At 67.5% G+C, this 18056-nt stretch carries 14 protein-coding genes and 1 pseudogene; 9 read left to right on the top strand and 6 right to left on the bottom strand.

Going from position 1 to position 18056, the window contains the following annotated elements; translation table 11 throughout:
* Window positions 1-4 precede the first annotated feature (4 nt).
* The gene (gene tsaE, locus HMPREF2924_RS01645) at window positions 5-472 is read right to left on the bottom strand and encodes a tRNA (adenosine(37)-N6)-threonylcarbamoyltransferase complex ATPase subunit type 1 TsaE (protein WP_003095664.1); all 468 of its coding nucleotides are present in this window, start codon (window positions 470-472) and stop codon (window positions 5-7) included.
* Entirely contained in the window at window positions 460-1968 is a 1509-nt protein-coding gene (locus HMPREF2924_RS01640) for an NAD(P)H-hydrate dehydratase (RefSeq protein ID WP_003135568.1), read from the bottom strand. The genes tsaE and HMPREF2924_RS01640 overlap by 13 nt, the downstream gene beginning before the upstream one ends.
* An 81-nt stretch (window positions 1969-2049) precedes the next feature.
* On the opposite strand from HMPREF2924_RS01640, the gene queG reads away from it, so the two are divergent.
* A complete protein-coding gene (queG, locus tag HMPREF2924_RS01635) occupies window positions 2050-3135 on the top strand; it encodes a tRNA epoxyqueuosine(34) reductase QueG (RefSeq protein WP_003110324.1) in 1086 nt (361 codons plus the stop codon).
* Window positions 3136-3168: 33 nt separating this feature from the next.
* On the opposite strand, the gene orn is transcribed toward queG, so the two are convergent.
* On the bottom strand, window positions 3169-3711 hold the full coding sequence (gene orn, locus HMPREF2924_RS01630) for an oligoribonuclease (RefSeq protein ID WP_003125488.1): 543 nt from the start codon (window positions 3709-3711) through the stop codon (window positions 3169-3171).
* A 111-nt stretch (window positions 3712-3822) separates the two neighbouring features.
* Between orn and rsgA the strand changes: the two genes are divergently transcribed.
* Window positions 3823-4842 (top strand): small ribosomal subunit biogenesis GTPase RsgA, encoded by a 1020-nt coding sequence (gene rsgA / locus HMPREF2924_RS01625; RefSeq protein ID WP_003102042.1) that lies wholly within the window; start codon window positions 3823-3825, stop codon window positions 4840-4842.
* Between the two features lie 3 nt (window positions 4843-4845).
* On the opposite strand, the gene motB is transcribed toward rsgA, so the two are convergent.
* Together motB and motA are read right to left on the bottom strand one after the other, a co-directional pair.
* Window positions 4846-5874: a flagellar motor protein MotB gene (gene motB / locus HMPREF2924_RS01620; protein WP_003135595.1), complete on the bottom strand. Its 1029-nt coding sequence runs from the start codon at window positions 5872-5874 to the stop codon at window positions 4846-4848.
* 19 nt (window positions 5875-5893) lie between these two features.
* Window positions 5894-6745 (bottom strand): flagellar motor stator protein MotA, encoded by an 852-nt coding sequence (motA, locus tag HMPREF2924_RS01615; protein ID WP_003095674.1) that lies wholly within the window; start codon window positions 6743-6745, stop codon window positions 5894-5896.
* 140 nt (window positions 6746-6885) lie between these two features.
* Here motA and HMPREF2924_RS01610 point away from each other — a divergent pair, with 140 nt between their 5' ends.
* The 5 genes and pseudogenes from HMPREF2924_RS01610 to fimX all read left to right on the top strand — a co-directional run bounded on the left by HMPREF2924_RS01610 (window position 6886) and on the right by fimX (window position 14442).
* Window positions 6886-8397, top strand: coding sequence for an HDOD domain-containing protein (locus HMPREF2924_RS01610; RefSeq protein WP_003102046.1), 1512 nt, complete (start codon window positions 6886-6888; stop codon window positions 8395-8397).
* Window positions 8398-8471: 74 nt separating this feature from the next.
* Window positions 8472-9287, top strand: a complete 816-nt coding sequence (rhdA, locus tag HMPREF2924_RS01605) for a thiosulfate sulfurtransferase (RefSeq protein ID WP_003110321.1) — start codon at window positions 8472-8474, stop codon at window positions 9285-9287.
* A gap of 3 nt (window positions 9288-9290) precedes the next feature.
* Window positions 9291-10160 carry an archaetidylserine decarboxylase gene (gene asd, locus HMPREF2924_RS01600; RefSeq protein ID WP_003095677.1) on the top strand — a complete coding sequence of 290 codons (870 nt, stop codon included), beginning with the start codon at window positions 9291-9293 and terminating at the stop codon, window positions 10158-10160.
* Between the two features lie 318 nt (window positions 10161-10478).
* Window positions 10479-12302: pseudogene (gene fimW, locus HMPREF2924_RS01595) on the top strand (cyclic-di-GMP receptor FimW).
* A gap of 64 nt (window positions 12303-12366) precedes the next feature.
* Window positions 12367-14442, top strand: a complete 2076-nt coding sequence (fimX, locus tag HMPREF2924_RS01590; protein ID WP_003095680.1) for a cyclic di-GMP-binding protein FimX — start codon at window positions 12367-12369, stop codon at window positions 14440-14442.
* 86 nt (window positions 14443-14528) lie between these two features.
* Here the strand turns inward: fimX and serB are convergent, their stop codons facing one another.
* The gene (gene serB, locus HMPREF2924_RS01585) at window positions 14529-15743 is read right to left on the bottom strand and encodes a phosphoserine phosphatase SerB (RefSeq protein WP_003095681.1); all 1215 of its coding nucleotides are present in this window, start codon (window positions 15741-15743) and stop codon (window positions 14529-14531) included.
* A 220-nt stretch (window positions 15744-15963) separates the two neighbouring features.
* On the opposite strand from serB, the gene HMPREF2924_RS01580 reads away from it, so the two are divergent.
* Window positions 15964-17502: a YtjB family periplasmic protein gene (locus HMPREF2924_RS01580; RefSeq protein WP_003095683.1), complete on the top strand. Its 1539-nt coding sequence runs from the start codon at window positions 15964-15966 to the stop codon at window positions 17500-17502.
* Entirely contained in the window at window positions 17499-18035 is a 537-nt protein-coding gene (locus HMPREF2924_RS01575) for a metal-dependent hydrolase (RefSeq protein WP_003095684.1), read from the top strand. The genes HMPREF2924_RS01580 and HMPREF2924_RS01575 overlap by 4 nt, the downstream gene beginning before the upstream one ends.
* Window positions 18036-18056 lie beyond the last annotated feature (21 nt).

Below are 18056 nucleotides of genomic sequence, written 5' to 3'. Positions count from 1 at the left end.
TTTCTCATGCTCCCATGGTCAGGGTGGCACACCAGGCTTCGCCCCGCGCACCGTGCGGTACCAGGCGCAGTGTCCGTCCACCCGCTTGGGCAGTAATGGTAATGTCCAGATCGGCGGTTGGCAAAACGCCCGCACCGCGCTCGGGCCACTCGATCAGACAGAGTGCGCTGCCGTCGAAATAGTCGCGGATGCCGAAGAACTCCAATTCCTCCGCATCGGCGAGCCGGTACAGGTCGAAATGGTAGGCGCGCAGCTCGCCGATTTCGTAAGGCTCGACCAGGGTAAAGGTCGGGCTTTTCACCGAGCCGGCATGGCCGAGGCCGCGCAGGATGCCGCGCGAGAGGGTGGTCTTGCCGGCGCCAAGGTCGCCATGCAGGTAGATCACCCCCTGCCCCCCGCTGACCCGGGCGATGCGCCCGCCCAGTTCGAGCATCGCGTCTTCCCCTTCGGCGGACAGGATCACTTCAGACACGGACTGCACTCCTCGAGCAACTGACGAACGGTAGGTATGAGATCGGTCGCCGCCAGCCCGCGACCCTGGGCGCCGAGCCGCTCACCGGCGGCGGCATGCAGCCAGACCGCCAGGCAGGCCGCCTCGAACGCCTCCACGCGCTGGGCCAGCAAGGCACCGGTGATGCCCGACAGCACGTCACCCAGGCCGGCGCCGGCCATCGCCGGATGCCCCTGGGAACAGACGGCGAGTCGTCCGTCGGGCGCGGCGACCAGGCTGCCGGCGCCCTTCAGCACCACCACCGCCTGGTAGCGACGCGCCAGTTCCAGCGCCGCCGCCGGACGATCCGCCTGCACCTCGGCGATCGAGCGACCCAACAGGCGCGCGGCCTCGCCAGGATGCGGCGTCAGAATCCATGTCTGCGGCCCTGCTCCGACCGGTTCCAGGGCCAGCAGGTTCAACGCGTCGGCATCCCAGACCTGCGGCAACGGTCGCGACCGGACAGCGCTCAGCAGGCTGCGACCCCAGGCGCGCTGGCCAAGCCCGGGACCGAGCACCAGCACGCTGGCGCGTTCGGCAAGGGCCAGCAGTTGGTTCGCCGACGCCACGCCATGGGCCATGACCTCGGGACAACGGCCCAGCAACGCCGGCACATGTTCGACGCGGGTCGCCGCCGAGACCAGCCCGGCGCCGCAGCGCAGGGCGCTTTCCGCGGCCAGTAGCACGGCCCCGCCCATGCCGGTGTCGCCGCCGACCACCAGCAGGTGGCCGAACAGCCCCTTGTGTGCGGTCCGCGGCCGCGCTGCCAGCCTCGGCAGGGCATTTCGCGCCAGGCGGCGAGCCCGGGGCTGGAGCGCTTGCAGCACGACGGCGTCGCTACCGAGTTCGTCGAACACCAGCTCGCCGACCCGTGCCGGCGCCTCGCCAGTGAACAGCCCGATCTTCAGGCCGATGAAAGTCACTGTCAGATCCGCCCTGATCGCTTCCCCCAATACCGCGCCGGTGTCGGCGCTCAAGCCGGAAGGAATATCCACCGCCAGCACCGGCAGGTCGGCGGCGTTGGCCAGGCGGATGGCCTGCGCAAAGGGCTCGCGCACGGCACCTGCCAGGCCGGTGCCGAGCAATGCATCCACTACTACGCCCTCGAGCACGGCGCACTCGCTCCAGGGCTCCACCACGACCCCGGTCGCCAGCGCGGCGGCATGCGCCTGCGCCGCGTCGCCGGCAAGCCGCTGCGGCGCCGCGACCGCCAGCACCCGCACTCGCCAACCCGCACGTTGCGCCAGCGCCGCGATCAGGTAGCCGTCGCCGGCATTGTTGCCGTGTCCGGCGAGCACCGTCAGCGCCGCGGCCTCCGGCCAACGGCGGCGCAAGGCACGCCAGGCGGCGTGGGCGGCGCGCTGCATGAGTTCGAAGCCCGGCGTGCCGGCAGCGATCAGGCGCGCATCCAGGTCGCGCACCTGGGCGGCGGAATAGAGGGCGAGTGGCAGGTCGTCGTGCTGGAAGGTCATGGTCATCGGATCGATTCGGCGTCAGGCGCGCAGTCTGGCAGAATTATACCTATCCCATTTCGCTTTCCCTCGTCTTCGTTGCCTCCCATGACTCCCCAACCTCTGGCCGACAACCTTTCCCCGCCGGACCCCGCCCGCCTCGCCCAGTCCATCAAGGACTGGGGCCGCGAGCTGGGGTTCCAGCAGGTCGGTATCAGCGACGTCGAGCTGGGCGAGCACGAAGCGCACCTGCAGCGCTGGCTGGAGGCCGGCTACCACGGCGAGATGGACTACATGGCGGCGCACGGCAGCAAGCGCTCGCGACCTGCCGAGCTGGTTCCCGGCACGCTGCGGGTGATATCCCTGCGCATGGATTACCTGCCCGGCGACACGCGCATGGCGCAGGTCCTCGCGACACCGGAAAAAGCCTACGTCTCGCGCTACGCCCTCGGCCGCGACTACCACAAGCTGATCCGCAAGCGTCTGCAACAACTGGCCGAGCGCATCCAGGCCGAAGTCGGCCCGTTCGGTTTCCGCGCCTTCGTCGACAGCGCGCCGGTGCTGGAAAAGGCCATCGCCGAACAGGCCGGCCTCGGCTGGATCGGCAAGAACACGCTGGTGCTCAACCGCAAGGCCGGCAGCTACTTCTTCCTCGGCGAGCTGTTCGTCGACATGCCGCTACCCGTCGACCCGGCGATGGACAGCGAGCATTGCGGACGCTGCTCGGCCTGCCTGGACATCTGCCCGACCGCGGCCTTCGTCGGCCCCTACCGGCTGGACGCGCGACGCTGCATCTCCTACCTGACCATCGAGTACAAGGGCGCGATTCCGCTGGAGCTGCGGCCACTGATCGGCAACCGGGTATTCGGCTGCGACGACTGCCAGATCGTCTGCCCATGGAATCGCTTCGCCCGCCCCACCGGGCAGGGCGACTTCCAGCCGCGCCACAGCCTGGACAACGCCGAACTCGCCGAACTGTTCCTCTGGAGCGAGGAGGAGTTCCTCGGCCGCACCGAGGGTTCGCCGCTGCGCCGCGCCGGCTACGAACGTTGGTTGCGCAACCTGGCGGTGGGGCTGGGCAACGCGCCCTCGACCATCCCGGTGCTGGAGGCGCTGAAGGCGCGCCGCGGGTTCCCTTCGGAGCTGGTCCGCGAGCACGTGGAATGGGCCCTGCGGCGCCACGGGGAAACCTAGCCCAGCCGGCGCCTGCCGCCCGGCCCGGACGGATCAGAGCTTGATGAAGTGGTCGCGATAGTGGCGCAGCTCGGCGATCGACTCGCGGATATCGTCCAGCGCCAGGTGGGTGTTGCCCTTCTTGAAGCTCTCGCGGACCTGCGGCGCCCAGCGCGCAGCCAGCTCCTTGAGGGTGGAGACGTCGAGGTTGCGGTAGTGGAAGTAGCCTTCCAGCCTGGGCATGTGCCTATAGAGGAAGCGGCGGTCCTGGCAGATGCTGTTGCCGCAGATCGGCGAGCTGCGCTTGGGCACCCACTGCTCGAGGAAGGCCAGGGTCTGCGCCTCGGCCTCGGCCATGCTCACGGTACTTTCCCGAACCCTCTGCATCAGGCCGGATTGGCCGTGCTGGCGGGTATTCCACTCGTCCATGCCGGCGAGGATTTCCTCTGGCTGGTGGATGGCGATCACCGGTCCTTCGGCCAGAGTGTTGAGGTCACTGTCGGTGACGATGGTGGCCATCTCGATGATGACGTCCCGGTCCGGATCGAGGCCGGTCATCTCCAGGTCGATCCAGATAAGGTTCTGCGGGTTCTGCATGGGGAGTCGCTCCAGTCGCTATGCCGTGCATTCTAGCGTGGAACGCCGCCGCGCGAATGATGGCGGCGCGCCCATGTTAAACTCGCCGCCGATTTTTCATGCGGACGCATCATGGCCAAACGCCACTTGACCCGCCGGCAGAGCTGGCGCATCGAAAAGATCCAGGAAGAACGCGCGGCCCGGGCGGCCCGTCGCGAGTCGCGTGCCGTGGAAGAGCTGGAGGGCGGCGACCTGGGACCGGAGCAGACCGGCCAGGTGATCGCTCATTTCGGGGTTCAGGTAGAGGTCGAGTCCGCCGACGGCCAGGTTTCCCGCTGTCACCTGCGCGCCAACCTGCCGGCACTGGTGACCGGCGACCAGGTGGTCTGGCGTGCCGGCAACCAGGGCATCGGCGTGATCGTCGCGCAATTGCCACGTCGCTCCGAGCTGTGCCGCCCGGACATGCGCGGGCTGCTCAAGCCGGTAGCGGCCAACGTCGACCGCATCGTCATCGTCTTCGCCCCGCGTCCCGAACCGCACGCCAACCTGATCGACCGCTACCTGATCGCCGCCGAACATGCCGGCATCCAGCCGCTGCTGCTGCTGAACAAGGCCGACCTGGTCGACGAGAGCAATGCCGAAGGCATCGATGCGCTGCTGAATGTCTACCGCACCCTGGGTTATCCGCTGATCGAGGTATCGGCCTTCAATGGCCTGGCGATGGACGAACTGCGCGGCGCGCTGGACGCTCACGTGAGCGTCTTCGTCGGGCAGTCCGGGGTGGGCAAGTCGTCGCTGGTGAATGCCTTGTTGCCAGGTGTCGACACCCGTGTCGGCGACCTCTCCACGGTGACCGGCAAGGGCACCCATACCACCACCACCGCGCGACTGTTCCATTTTCCCGGCGGCGGCGACCTGATCGACTCGCCCGGCATCCGTGAGTTCGGCCTGGGGCACGTGTCGCGAGACGACGTCGAGGCCGGCTTCATCGAGTTCCGCGACCTGCTCGGGCATTGCCGCTTCCGCGACTGCAAGCACGACCGCGAACCAGGTTGCGCCCTGCTCCAGGCCTTGGAGGACGGGCGCATCATGCCGCAACGCATGGCCAGCTACCGGCACATTCTGGCAAGCATGCCGGAAACGGACTACTGAACCTCAGTCGCCCTTGATCTGCTCCAGCTTCAGGCTGCCGCCGTCGTCGAACAGGTTGAGCTTCTTCTGCACCTCGTCCGCCGGTAGCGAAGGTTGCGCGCCCGCCGCCGGTGCCTCGGCAGCCGGCTTCGGCTGCTCGCCCGGGGCAGCCGCGGGGGCGCCGGTCTCGCCTTCGATGGCCTTCTGCGCCTTGCGGGTCAGGACCACGATGTCGATCCGCCGGTTCACCGGGTTCAGCGGGTCCTTGTCGTCGAACAGGCGTGCCGAGGCATATCCGACAACCTGGGCGATCTGCCCTTCCGGATAGCCGCCGGCGACCAGCGCACGGCGCGCGGCGTTGGCGCGATTGGCCGATAGCTCCCAGTTGCCGAAGTCACCGTTGCCGGCATAGGGCTTGGCGTCGGTGTGGCCGCTGATGCTGATCTTGTTCGGCACCTGGCGGATGGTCTCGGCCATGGCCAGCAGGATGTCCTCGAAATACGGCTGCAGGCGCGCGCTGCCGAGGTCGAACATCGGCCGGTTGGCGGCGTCGACGATCTGGATGCGCAGGCCGTCGCGGGTGATCTCGAAGTGGATCTGGTCCTTGAAGTCCTTGAGCATCGGATTTTCGTCGACCTTGTTCTGCAACTCCTGCAGCAGCAGCGCCAGGCGCTCTCGCTCAACCTGCTCGGCGAGGTTCTCGGCCTGGTCGGCGTTGACCTGGTGGTCCTGCTCGGGGCTGATCCGGCTTTCGTTGGAGTCCGGCTGGGCCTGGACCTGCGGATTGAGGGTCTTGTCCGGCGCCGGCGTCGGCGTGCCGCCGAGGTCGATGACGTAGGGGCTGGCGCTTTCGCTGAAACCGATGGGGTCCTGGAAGTATCCGGAAATCGCCTTCTTCTGCTCCGGGGTGGCCGAAGACAGCAGCCAGAGCACCAGGAAGAACGCCATCATCGCCGTCGCGAAGTCGGCGAAGGCGATCTTCCACGAGCCGCCGTGGTGGCCGGCGGCATAGCGCTTGACGCGCTTGACGATGATCGGCTGGTTATTGTCCATCTATCGACAGTGCCTCCACTCAGCGGCCACGCACGGCCTGCTCGAGCTCGGCGAAGGTCGGCCGATGGGCGGGCAGCAGCACCTTGCGGCCGAACTCGACGGCCAGCGAAGGCGGCATGCCGGAAGCGGAAGCGACCAGGCAGGCCTTGATCGCTTCGAACATGTTCAACTCTTCCTTGGCATCGTGCTCCAGCGCGACGGCCAGCGGGCCGACGAAGCCGTAGGCGGCGAGAATCCCGAGGAAGGTACCCACCAGGGCGGCGGCGACGTGGTGGCCGATCTCCGCCTGGCTGCCTTCGCCAAGCAACGCCATGGTGATGACGATGCCGAGTACCGCGGCGACGATACCGAAGCCCGGCAGGGCGTCGGCGACCTTGGTCACCGCGTGGGACGGATGCTCCAGGTCCTCCTTGAGACTGGACAGCTCCATGTCGAACAGGCCTTCCAGCTCGTGCGGCGCCATGTTGCCGGAGGACATGATGCGCAGGTAGTCGCAGACATAGGCGGTCATCCGTTCGTCCTTCAGCACGCCGGGGTACTTGCTGAAGATGGGACTGGCCGCGGGGTCCTCGATGTCCGCCTCGATCGCCATCATCCCTTCGCGCCGGCTCTTGTTGAGGATCTCGTAGAGCATGCCCAGCACCTCGAGGTAGTAGGTCTGGGTAAAGCGGTTGCTGAACATCTTCGGCGCTTTCTTCAGCACCACCATGAACGTGCTGCCCGGGTTGGCCTGGAGGAACGCCCCCAGTGCCGCACCGCCGATGATCAGGACCTCGAAGGGCTGGATGATGGCGCCGATCTTGCCGCCGGAGAGCAGGAAGCCCCCGAGGACACTGGCGAAAACGACGATGATGCCGATGATTTTTGACATGAGGACCGGACGTGCGAAATGAACAGGATAAGGAGGGGGACTGCTAGGCTCCCTCTTGTTATCGGTTGCTAGCCGCAAGACTATAGTCCGAATACTCGAAAAGCCAGTTCGCCGCCTCGCCGACACCGAGCCCGACACCCATGACAGACCGCCTCGCCGCCTGGCTCGAAGAGCTCGACCGGCAACCCCTGCCGATCCCCGCCAGCCACTATGCCGGCCTGCACGCCGCGCTGAGCGACAGCCGCCGCTCGCTGCGCGAGATCGCCGACCAGTTGCAGGGCAGCCCGACGCTGGCGTTGTCCATCCTGCGCGAGGCCAATCGCGCCGAGAGCGCCCGCGACAACCCCGCGGAAAGCCTGGAGGTGGCCCTCAGCCGCCTCGGCCTGGCGCGCGCGAGCCAACTTCTGAAGACCCTGCCGAGTATCCAGGATGCGGAGATGCCCAGGGTCCTCGGGCAGATGCTGCTGATCAGCCAGCACGCCATGCAGCAGGCCAGCGGCCTGTTCGGCGCGCGCCTGGCCAGGCTCTGGCAGGAAATCCACTGGGGCAGCCTGCTGACCATGGCTCCGGTCTGGGCGCTGGCCAACGCCCGCCCGCAGCTGCTGGAGCAATGGCAGCAACGCGTGCTGGTACAGGGCGAACCGACCCTGCGAGTGGAGCGCGAACTGCTCGGCATGCGCCTGCTGCCGATCTGCCTGGCGCTGGCCGAACGCTGGCGGCTACCGCAGTGGGTCATCCAGGGCTATCGCCTGCTCGCCTGCGACCGTCGCCTGCTGGTTCGAGCCTTGCGTATCGCCCGCGACCATCAGTCGCCCCTGCTCCAGCAACAGCAACTCGATGCCCAGCCCGATCTCGCCCGCTGGCTGACCCAGCCGGCCAACTGCACTCTCCTCGCCAATGGCCTGGCCATCGCCGCGCACCAGAGCTGGGACGGGCCGCACATGCTGCGCTGGCAGCGCCTGACCGGCCTGTACCTGGGCCAGCCGCTGACCGAAGTCCAGCAGCAGGTGCACATGCTCGCCGCGCAAAGCGCGCGCCTGCACGCCCGGCCGCCGCTGTGGCATCCGGCGGTGGCCTTGATCTGGCCCTGGCAGGCCAGCCGCTGGCGTGCCGAAGCGGCGCCCCCGCCGCCGCCCTCGGCGGAAGCCCTGGCCGAGTGGCGGCAGCATTGCGCCGAGTTGCTCCGCGAGCCCAGCCCGTTCAGCAACGTCGTGCAGCTCACCGCCTGTGCCCGCGATGCGCTGCGCGCCTGCGGCCTGCAAAGGATGCTGCTGCTGGTGGCCGATCGCACCCAGGTACACGTGCTGGCGCAGCAGAGCGCCGGACTCGAACCGGGCCAGGAGAAATTGCAACTGGAGATTGCCAGCAGCCCGCTGCTGAAGAAACTGTTCCAGCAGCCTGCCCTGCTGCGCATCGGCCCGAACAACCAGGACCAGTTGCTGCCGGCCCTCGGCGAACCCTTGCGCCAACTGTTCCCCGGACCTCACCTGCTGCTGCGCTCGCTGGGCAACGGCTCGCGGGTGGTGATGCTGGTCCTGGCCGACCTCGGCGGCCAGCCGTTCAGCGACCTGCATGCCCAGGCCTTCGCCAAGACCGCCCAGTGCACCGAGCGCGCGATCCAGCAGTTCGGCCGCCAGCGCCGCACGGAATGAGGGACACGCCCGGCACACTGGTCGGGCGCGCTTTCCGTTAAACTGCTGCCCTTCTTCAACCCGGGGGTACTCGCATGTCCGTCTTCTCCGACCTGCCATTGGTGATCGAGCCCAGCGATCTCGCGCCGCGCCTGGGCGCGCCCGAGCTGATCCTGGTCGACCTGACCAGTGCCGCCCGCTACGCCGAAGGGCATATCCCCGGCGCGCGTTTCGTCGACCCCAAACGCACCCAGTGGGGACAACCCCCGGCACCCGGCCTGCTACCGGCCAAGGCCGACCTGGAAGCCCTGTTCGGCGAGCTGGGCCACCGCCCGGAGGCGACCTACGTGGTCTACGACGACGAAGGCGGCGGCTGGGCGGGCCGCTTCATCTGGCTGCTGGACGTGATCGGCCACCACCGCTACCACTATCTCAACGGCGGCCTGCCGGCCTGGATCGCCGACGCCCAGGTGCTCGACCGCGAGGTCCCGGCGCCTGTCGGCGGCCCGCTGCCGCTGACGTTGCACGACGAGCCCAGCGCGACCCGCGAATACCTGCAAAGCCGCCTCGGCGCCGCCGACCTGGCGGTATGGGATGCGCGCAACCCCAGCGAATACGCCGGTACCAAGGTGCTCGCCGCGAAGGCCGGGCATGTGCCCGGCGCGATCAATTTCGAATGGACCGCCGGCATGGACCCGGCTCGCGCCCTGCGCATCCGCGCGGATATCGCCGAAGTCCTGGAGGCCCTCGGCATTACGCCGGACAAGGAAGTGATCACCCACTGCCAGACCCACCATCGCTCCGGCTTCACCTACCTGGTGGCCAAGGCGCTGGGCTACCCGCGGGTCAAAGGCTACGCCGGCTCCTGGTCGGAATGGGGCAACCACCCCGATACCCCTGTAGAGGTTTGAGGAATGTCGTTCAAAGATCGTCTGTTCATCTGCAGCCAGTACCTGCTGCCGCACCACCTGCTGTCCCGGCTGATCGGCTTCGCCGCCGACTGCCGGGCGACCTGGTTCAAGGACCGCCTGATCGCCTGGTTCGCCCGGCGCTACCAGGTCGACATGCGCGAAGCGCAGGTCGAGGACCTGCAGGCCTATGAACATTTCAATGCCTTCTTCACCCGCGCCCTGAAGGATGGCGCCCGCCCGCTGGCCCAGGAGCCCGGCGCGGTGCTCTGCCCGGCCGATGGCGCGATCAGCCAGCTCGGCCCGATCGAGCACGGGCGGATCTTCCAGGCCAAAGGCCACAGCTACAGCCTGGCCGAACTGCTCGGCGGCGACGCCGAACTGGCCGCGCCCTTCATGGGTGGCGACTTCGCCACCGTCTACCTGTCCCCCCGGGACTACCACCGCGTGCACATGCCGCTGGCCGGCACCCTGCGCGAGATGGTCTACGTTCCCGGCCGGCTGTTCTCGGTGAACCAGACCACCGCGGAAAACGTTCCCGAGCTGTTCGCCCGCAACGAGCGGGTGGTCTGCCTGTTCGACACCGAGCGCGGTCCGATGGCCGTGGTGCTGGTGGGCGCGATGATCGTGGCCTCCATCGAAACCGTCTGGGCCGGCCTGGTTACGCCGCCGAAGCGCGAACTGAAGACCTTCCGCTACGACGAAGCCGCCCGTGCGCCGATCCGCCTGGAAAAAGGCGCCGAGCTCGGTCGCTTCAAGCTGGGCTCCACCGCCATCGTCCTGTTCGGCCCGCAGCAGGTCGCGTTCAACGACGGCCTCGGGGCAGCGAGCCCGGTGCGCATGGGCGAATGCCTGGCCCTGCCGAAACAGTCCTGACCTCGCCGGGACGGAGCGCCCCGAGCGTCTCCGTCCCATCTCTCCCCGCCGCCGGGACCTCCCGGCGGGATCGTGGCGTCCGAAGGCTGCGGGTCCATTTCGATGCTGCTAGAGTTCGGAAAGGTCCTATCGAGCCTGTGCCGACCCCCTCGGTCAGGAAAGCGGACTGCCGCACAGTTCCTGTCCTGGCCACGACGATGAACCCGCCTCCCGTGTTAAGAAAGAGGAGGCGCAGCCGCGGCGATCGGAAGTCCGGCACCTCTCCGGGGCTTCAACCCCCCGTAGAGCCTTTTCAGTAGCGGAGCCGTCTAACCCCCCATGGAAAACCAGAGCCCCCACCTCTCGTTGCGCGTCCCCACTCCGACGCAGCAGAACCTGAGCTTCTGCGACGCCACCCCGAAGGACATCAAGTACTGGCTGGCGCACCTGCCCAAGGCCAACCTCGGGGAAACCGCGCGCCAGCTCTACCAGGGCCTGATCGAACTCAACCAGTTGGTGCTGCCCGTCGAGGCCCGCCTGCAACTGCTCGAACTGTTCCGTCCAGAGGTGCATTTCGTCTGCGCCCACCTGGAACGGCACTTCCTCAACCAGGCCATCGTCCTCGACGAACGGCCGCGCAAGATCGCCAACCTCTGCCAGGCCCTGCAGAACCACCTGGCCATCGGCTACAAGCTGATCGTGGTCCAGGAAGCGCCGCGCAACAGCCGCGACCGCGCGCAGTTGCTCGCGGTCGGTATCCAGCGGGCGATCCGCAGCCTGTGCGGCCCGCTGATCCGTGCCAGCCAGTTGTACTGCCCGGTCCCCGAGGGGCTTTGGCTGGAACTCCACCAGCTGTACCAGTTGGCCAGCCAGCGCGGTGTGCATCGTCTCGCGGTGCGCGACGAACTGGCCAAGCACACCCCCGGCCTGAGCGTCGAGCAGGCCTACCTGATACCGCTGCTGCTCGGCTGCGCGCGCTGCAACCAGATGCGCCAGAACAACATTGCACGGCTCGCCGAGGTGCTCGAACCCTGGAGCCAATTGCTGTCGATACAGAGCGCGGCGCTGCCCGGCTCGCTGTTCATCGCCGTGCCGCAGATCGACGGCCCGCCGCGCTACCGCTCGCTGTACCCGGAGACCCAACTGGCCAATGCCCTGGGCATCGACACCCAGCCGCTGGTCGAACTGATCCGCGAATACCTGCTGCAGCCCGAGGCCGAGCGCGCGAAGGCGCGCCTGCCGCTGATCGAAGGGGTGACCCTGGACCTGCTGCAACATCTCTCCTCGGCCTGAGGTGACATCGCCGAACGTACCTTCCAGCGCACCCAGGGCCAGGGCCAGTTGACCCTGTGCATCGGCATGAGCGCCCTGCACTACTTCCTCGCCGGGCGCCGCCCGTTCAACGAGGTCCTGCAGATCCAGGAAGCGCCCGAGGCGCCTCGCTTCAAGGCCGACGTCCAGGACGCCTGGGCCGGCGCCTTCGATGCGCAGAAGGTCACCGACTGGCAGCCCGGCATGCCGCTGGAGGAAATCGAGTACCGGCCGCACCAGTCGCCCCGCGGTGGGCAGCCCGATCACCCGCAGGCCCACGCACAGACTGACGCCACCGAGGACTATCCGACCTACGCCCTGCCCATCGTCAACCACAGCCCCGGCGGTTATTGCCTGAGCTGGCCAAAGGAGGTGCCCGCCCAACTGCAGGCGGGCGAACTGGTCGGCCTGCAGGACCTTCCCGGCCAGGCGTGGAGCATCGCGGTGGTGCGCTGGATCCGCCAGGTGCGCAATGGCGGCACGCAGATGGGCATCGAGATGATCGCCCCGGCGGCGCAGCCCTGCGGCCTGCAACTGCTGCGCAAGACCGAGCAGAGCAGCCACTACCTGCGCGCCCTGCTGCTGCCGGAAATCGCCGCGATCTCGCGGCCGGCGACGGTGATCACCCCGCGCCTGCCGTTCCAGGAGGGCAGCCGGGTGCAGATCAACCTGCACGGCGAGGAGCGGCGCGCGGTGCTGAATCGCCGGCAGGCCTCGACCGGCAGCTTCAGCCAGTTCGAATACCGCTCGGCGGAACCGGTGAACACCCCGAGCGATAAGCCGGTCACAGCGCCAGTGGCCCGGCCGCCTGCGGGGGAGGAAGATTTTGACTCGCTCTGGAAGTCTCTGTAGATTGCCCCGACACCTCCATTCGCCGTCTTTTCGCGCCCGCCCGGACGCGGACTGAGCCCTTTCCATGGCCATCGAAAAGAAAACCATCCGCCTGCTGATTCTGGAAGACTCGCAGAACGAAGCCGAACGCCTGGTCAGTCTGTTCCGCAATGCCGGCCACGCGACCCGCGTACATCGACTGACCTCTCCCGAGGACCTCGCCGAGACCCTCCAGCAAAGCTGGGACCTGCTGATCGCCGCGCCGACCAGCGAGTGTCTCGAGCCCGGCGAGGCGCTCGCCACCTTGCGCCGCCAGTCGCGCGACATCCCGTTCATCCAGCTGGTGGCCGACAACAGCTCCGACGCCATCACCGACGCCTTGATGCTCGGCGCCCAGGACGCCCTGCCGCAAGGCGAGGACGAGCGCCTGGTGCTGGTCGCCAACCGCGAGCTGGCCGGCCTCGCCGAACGCCGCGCGCGCCGCGCCGCCGAACTGGCCCTGCGCGAGGCGGAAAAACGCTGCCAGTTGCTGCTCGACAGCTCGGTCGACGCCATCACCTACGTCCACGACGGCATGCACATCTACGCCAACCGCTCCTACATGGCGCTGTTCGGCTACGAGGACGCCGAGGAACTGGAAGGCCTGCCAGTCATCGACCTGATCGCCTCCTGCGACCAGGGCGCCTTCAAGGATTTCCTCAAGGGTTACCAGAACGACCAGCGCCAGACCGAACTGGTTTGCACCGGGGTCAAGCTCGACGGCCAGGAATTCAAGGCGCGCATCAGCCTCTCCGCCGCCACCTACGACGGCGAACCCTGCATCCAGGTGGTGATCCGCGGCGAGGTCGACAACGCCGAACTGGAAGAAAAGCTCCGCGAAGTCAGCAGCCAGGACCCGGTCACCGGACTCTACAACCGCAGCCACTTCCTCGACCTGATGGATGCCGCCGTGCAGCAGGCGGTGACCGCCCGCAAGCCGTCGACCCTGGCCTATATCCATCTCAACGGCTACCCCTCGCTCCAGGCCGACCACGGGCTTTCCGGGATCGACCTGCTGCTCGGCCAGTTGGCCGGACTGATGCGCGAACAGTTCGGCGAAGAAGCCGACCTGGCGCGTTTCGGCGATTCGATCTTCGCCGCCCTGTTCAAGGGCAAGACTCCCGAGCAGGCGCAAGCGGCACTGCAACGACTGCTGAAGAAGGTCGAGAACCACCTTTTCGAGCTGAACGGCCGCAGCGCTCAGGCCACCCTCAGCATCGGCGTCGCCGGTCTCGACGAGAAGACCGCCAAGGCCCAGGACGTGATGAACCGTGCGCATCGCTGCGCCGATGACGCGGCACGCAAGGGCGGGTCGCAGATCAAGCAGTACAACCCGGCGGAAGAGCTTGCCGCCGCCGCCCAGCGCGGCGACGTCATCGCGATCCTCCAGCAGGCGCTGGAGACCAACAGCTTCCGCCTGCTGTTCCAGCCAGTCATCAGCCTGCGCGGCGACAGCCACGAGAACTACGAGGTGCTCCTGCGCCTGCTCAATCCGCAGGGCCAGGAAGTGCCGCCGGCGGAGTTCCTGCATGCCGCCAAGGAAGCCGGGCTGGCGGAGAAGATCGACCGCTGGGTGATCCTCAACTCGATCAAGCTGCTCGCCGAGCATCGCGCCAAGGGGCACCAGACCAAGCTGTTCGTCCACCTGTCCAGCGCCAGTCTGCAAGACCCCGGCCTGCTGCCCTGGCTCGGGGTGGCGCTGAAGGCCGCGCGCCTGCCGCCGGAGTCGCTGGTGTTCCAGATCAGCGAAGCCGACGCCACCAGCTATCTGAAGCAGGCCAAGCAACTGACCCAGGGCCTGGCCACCCTGCATTGCCAGGCGGCGATCAGCCAGTTCGGCTGCTCGCTGAATCCGTTCAACGCGCTGAAGCACCTGACCGTGCAATTCATCAAGATCGATGGCTCCTTCGTCCAGGACCTCAACCAGGTGGAAAACCAGGAGATCCTCAAGGGCCTGATCGCCGAACTGCACGAACAGCAGAAGCTCAGCATCGTCCCCTTCGTCGAGAGCGCCAGCGTCCTCGCCACCCTGTGGCAAGCCGGCGCCACCTACATCCAGGGCTACTACCTGCAGGGGCCGAGCCAGGCGATGGACTACGACTTCTCCTCGGGAGACGAATGAAGAACGGGCGCCCTGGGCGCCCGTTGCTTTTCCGCTCTACCGACCTGGTTCGTGGCTGCCGGGCCGGCAAGAGGCGCCCGCCGGCCTCAGGCTCGCCCTTCGCGGTCGCGGTAGCCGAGCAGGTAGAGGATGCCGTCCAGGCCCAGGGTCGAGATCGCCTGCTTGGCCGACTGCTTGACCAGCGGCTTGGCGCGGAACGCCACGCCCAGGCCGGCCAGGCCGAGCATCGGCAGGTCGTTGGCGCCGTCGCCGACGGCGATGGTCTGCTCCAGGCTCAGACCTTCCTTCGCCGCCAGTTCGCGCAGCAGGTCGGCCTTGCGCTGGGCATCGACGATCGGCTCGACCGCCACCCCGGTGACCTTGCCGTCGACGATCTGCAACTCGTTGGCGAACACGTAGTCGATCCCCAGCTTCGCCTGCAATTGACGGGCGAAATAGGTGAAGCCGCCGGACAGGATGGCGGTCTTGTAACCCAGGCGCTTGAGTTCGGCGAACAGGGTTTCAGCACCCTCGGTCAGACGCAGCGAGGCGCCGATCTCCTCCAGTACGTCTTCCGACAGTCCCTGCAGCAGCGCCAGGCGCTCCTTGAAGCTGGCGCGGAAGTCCAGTTCACCGCGCATCGCCCGTTCGGTGATCGCGGCGACCTTCTCGCCGACGCCGGCGGCCTTGGCCAGTTCGTCGATGACTTCCGCCTCGATCAGCGTCGAATCCATGTCGAACACCGCCAGCCGGCGATTGCGGCGGAACACGCTGTCCTGCTGGAAAGCGATGTCGACGTTCAATTCCTGGGCGACGCTGAGGAATTCCGCACGCAGCGCCGCCGGATCGGCCGGTTCGCCGCGTACCGAGAACTCGATGCAGCCCTTGCCCTGGTCGGCGGGCATGTCCAGCGGCATGCGCCCGGAGAGACGGTCGATGTGGTCGATGTTCAGCGCGTACTTGGCGGTGATCGAGCTGACCCTCTGCAGTTGCTCGGCAGTCACCCGGCGGGTGAGCAGGGTCACGATGTGCCGCGCCTTGCCCTGGCCGTCGACCCATTGCCGGTAGTCCTCTTCCGAGACCGGGGTGAAGCGCACCTGCTGGTCCAGCTTGTAGGCGGTGAACAGCACGTCCTTGAGGACCGAGGAACCGGCTTCGGTATCCGGGATTTCCACCAGGATGCCGAACGACAGGGTGTCGTGGATCACCGCCTGGCCGATGTCGAGGATGTTCACCCCGCCCTGGGCCAGTACGCCGGTGATGGCCGCGGTGAGACCGGGGCGGTCTTCCCCGGTGATGTTGATCAGGACAATTTCGCGCAAGGCGTAAGCTCCGCCAGGTAAAAGACGCCATTCTACCCGCTTTCCCGCACACCCGAGAGACGCAGAGCCGGGCATTTGCCATCACCACCGGTCGGAACCGGCCGGGAAAACCCGCGAAACCGCCGCGCGGCGGCCTGGAAAGCGCGTCAACGGCCCTTTGCCCCTCGGGGGGCGCTGGTTATACTGCGCGATACCTCTATTTCAGAAGACCGAGCCCCCTGTGACCCGGCCCACGTCCGTCAAGCCCGACAATTTCTTCCTCCTGCTGTTTCGTGCCTTGCGCCAGCGCCGCGTCCCGATCGCCCTGCGGCTCGCCAGCCATAGCCTGATCCTGGTGGCCCTGGCCCTGCTGATCTACGCCTGGGTCATGGGCATGCAGTTTCGCCAGGCCATGCAGCAGCAGGCCGATGCCCTGGGCCAGAGCCTGATCACCCAGACCGCCGCGTCCGCCACCGAGTTGCTGGTGTCCAACGACATCCTCAGCCTCAACGTGCTGCTGAACAACCTGGTGAAGAACCCGCTGGTGGCCCATGCGGCGATCTACAGCGTCGACCAGCGCATCCTCGCCGAGGCCGGCAGCCGTCCGAAGCAGAGCCTGCTCGGCGCCACCGAAGGCCTGTACTCGACGCCGATCACCTTCCAGGAAGTGATCGCCGGGCACCTGCGCATCAGCCTGGACATGCAGCAGTTCCAGCAGCCGATGATGATCAGCCTGCAGAGCATGGGCCTGATCAGCCTGATCCTGCTGATCCTCGCCCTGTATTTCAGCCTGCGCCTGGGGCGGCAGATTTCCACACCCTTGTTGCAATTGCGTGTCTGGTTGCGCGATCCGGACAATCCGGCCCCCGGCGCCGAACTGCAGAACGAGCTGGGCGACCTGGCGCGCGACCTGGAAGAGCGCCTGGTGCCGGAGAAGCCGCCGGCGCCGGAGCCGGAAGAAGCACCGCTGCCGCAGAACTTCGACGACATCCTGCTGGAAGACGACGAAGCCGACCTGCGCAGCCGCAAGGTCGAGGCCTCGGCCTTCGAGGAAGACGACATTCCGCTGGGCGACGCCCTGCTGGACGAGACCAAGCCGGTGGAATTCACCTCCATCGACGAAGACCCGCTGGACCAGGACGCCTTCGACGAGAACGGAGCCGAAGCCGGGGACCAGCCCGCGGCGCCCGCCGCTGCGCGCGAACCGCAACACAGTGCGGTGCTGGCGATCCAGCTCGGCGCCCAGGAACAGTTGCGCCGGTTGCCGCGCAGCCGCCTGGTGGACCTCCTGCAACGCTATCGCGACTGCCTGGAACAGGCCGCCCGCCAGTACAAGGGCAGCCTGCACACGCTCAGCGACGGCGGCAGCCTGATTCTCTTCCACAGCCGCGACAACCGCGCCGACTACCTGACCAACGCGCTCTGCTGCGGTGAACTGATGCGCGCGCTCGGCCATGCCCTACAGATCGAGGTCGCCGACAGCGGCATCACCTTGCAGTTGCAACTGGGCCTGAGCCTCGGCGAAGACCTCAGCGAACAGACCCAGGCCGACCTGCTGCTCAACGAAACCGTGCAGAACGCCCTCGCCCTCAACCAGCACAGCCGCAACCTGCTGCTGGTCGAACGCAGCATCGCCGACGACGCGGTGGTCCGCGAGCGCGCCCGTATCCGCGCCATCGCCAGTCCGGAAGGAGCCTGCTGCGTCGAGCGTCTGCTGGAGCCGTATCCGTCGATGCTCGAGCGCCAACTGGCGCGCATGCACGACCGCGCCCGCCCGTGACCACCCTGATCACCCACCCGCTGCCGGTCCTGGCGGTGGGACTGGCCCTTGGCAGCCGGGTGATCCCGCCACGCCTGCTGCTGGCAGGCATGCTCGCCGCCTGCCTGCCGGACTTCGACGTAGTCGCCTTCAAGCTCGGCATCGCCTATCACGATGCCTTCGGCCATCGCGGCTTCAGCCATTCGCTATTGTTCGCCGCGATCCTCGGCGCGCTCGCCGCCCTCGCCTGCCGGCCGCTGCATAGCGGACCGCTGAAAGCCGGGCTGTGGGTGGCGCTGGCCACCGCCTCGCACAGCCTGCTGGACGCGATGACCAATGGCGGGCTGGGCGTCGCCTGGTTCTGGCCCTGGAGCGACGCCCGCTACTTCATGCCCTTCCATCCGATCGCCGTGTCGCCGATCGGTCTGTCGCGCTTCCTCAGCGAACGCGGATTGCTGGTGCTGCAATCGGAGGCGCGCTGGGTCTGGCTGCCCTGCCTGCTGCTGGCGCTCGCCGGCATGGCCCTGCGCTTCCTGTTGCGCCGCTCACGCTGACGCCGAAACGAAAAAGCCCCG

It is taken from the genome of Pseudomonas sp. HMSC063H08 (genome assembly GCF_001813645.1).
GTDB classification, from domain to species: Bacteria; Pseudomonadota; Gammaproteobacteria; order Pseudomonadales; family Pseudomonadaceae; genus Pseudomonas; species Pseudomonas aeruginosa.
The sequence above is the reverse complement of the archived record's forward strand: the minus strand, read 5'-3'. Positions and strand labels throughout refer to the sequence as shown.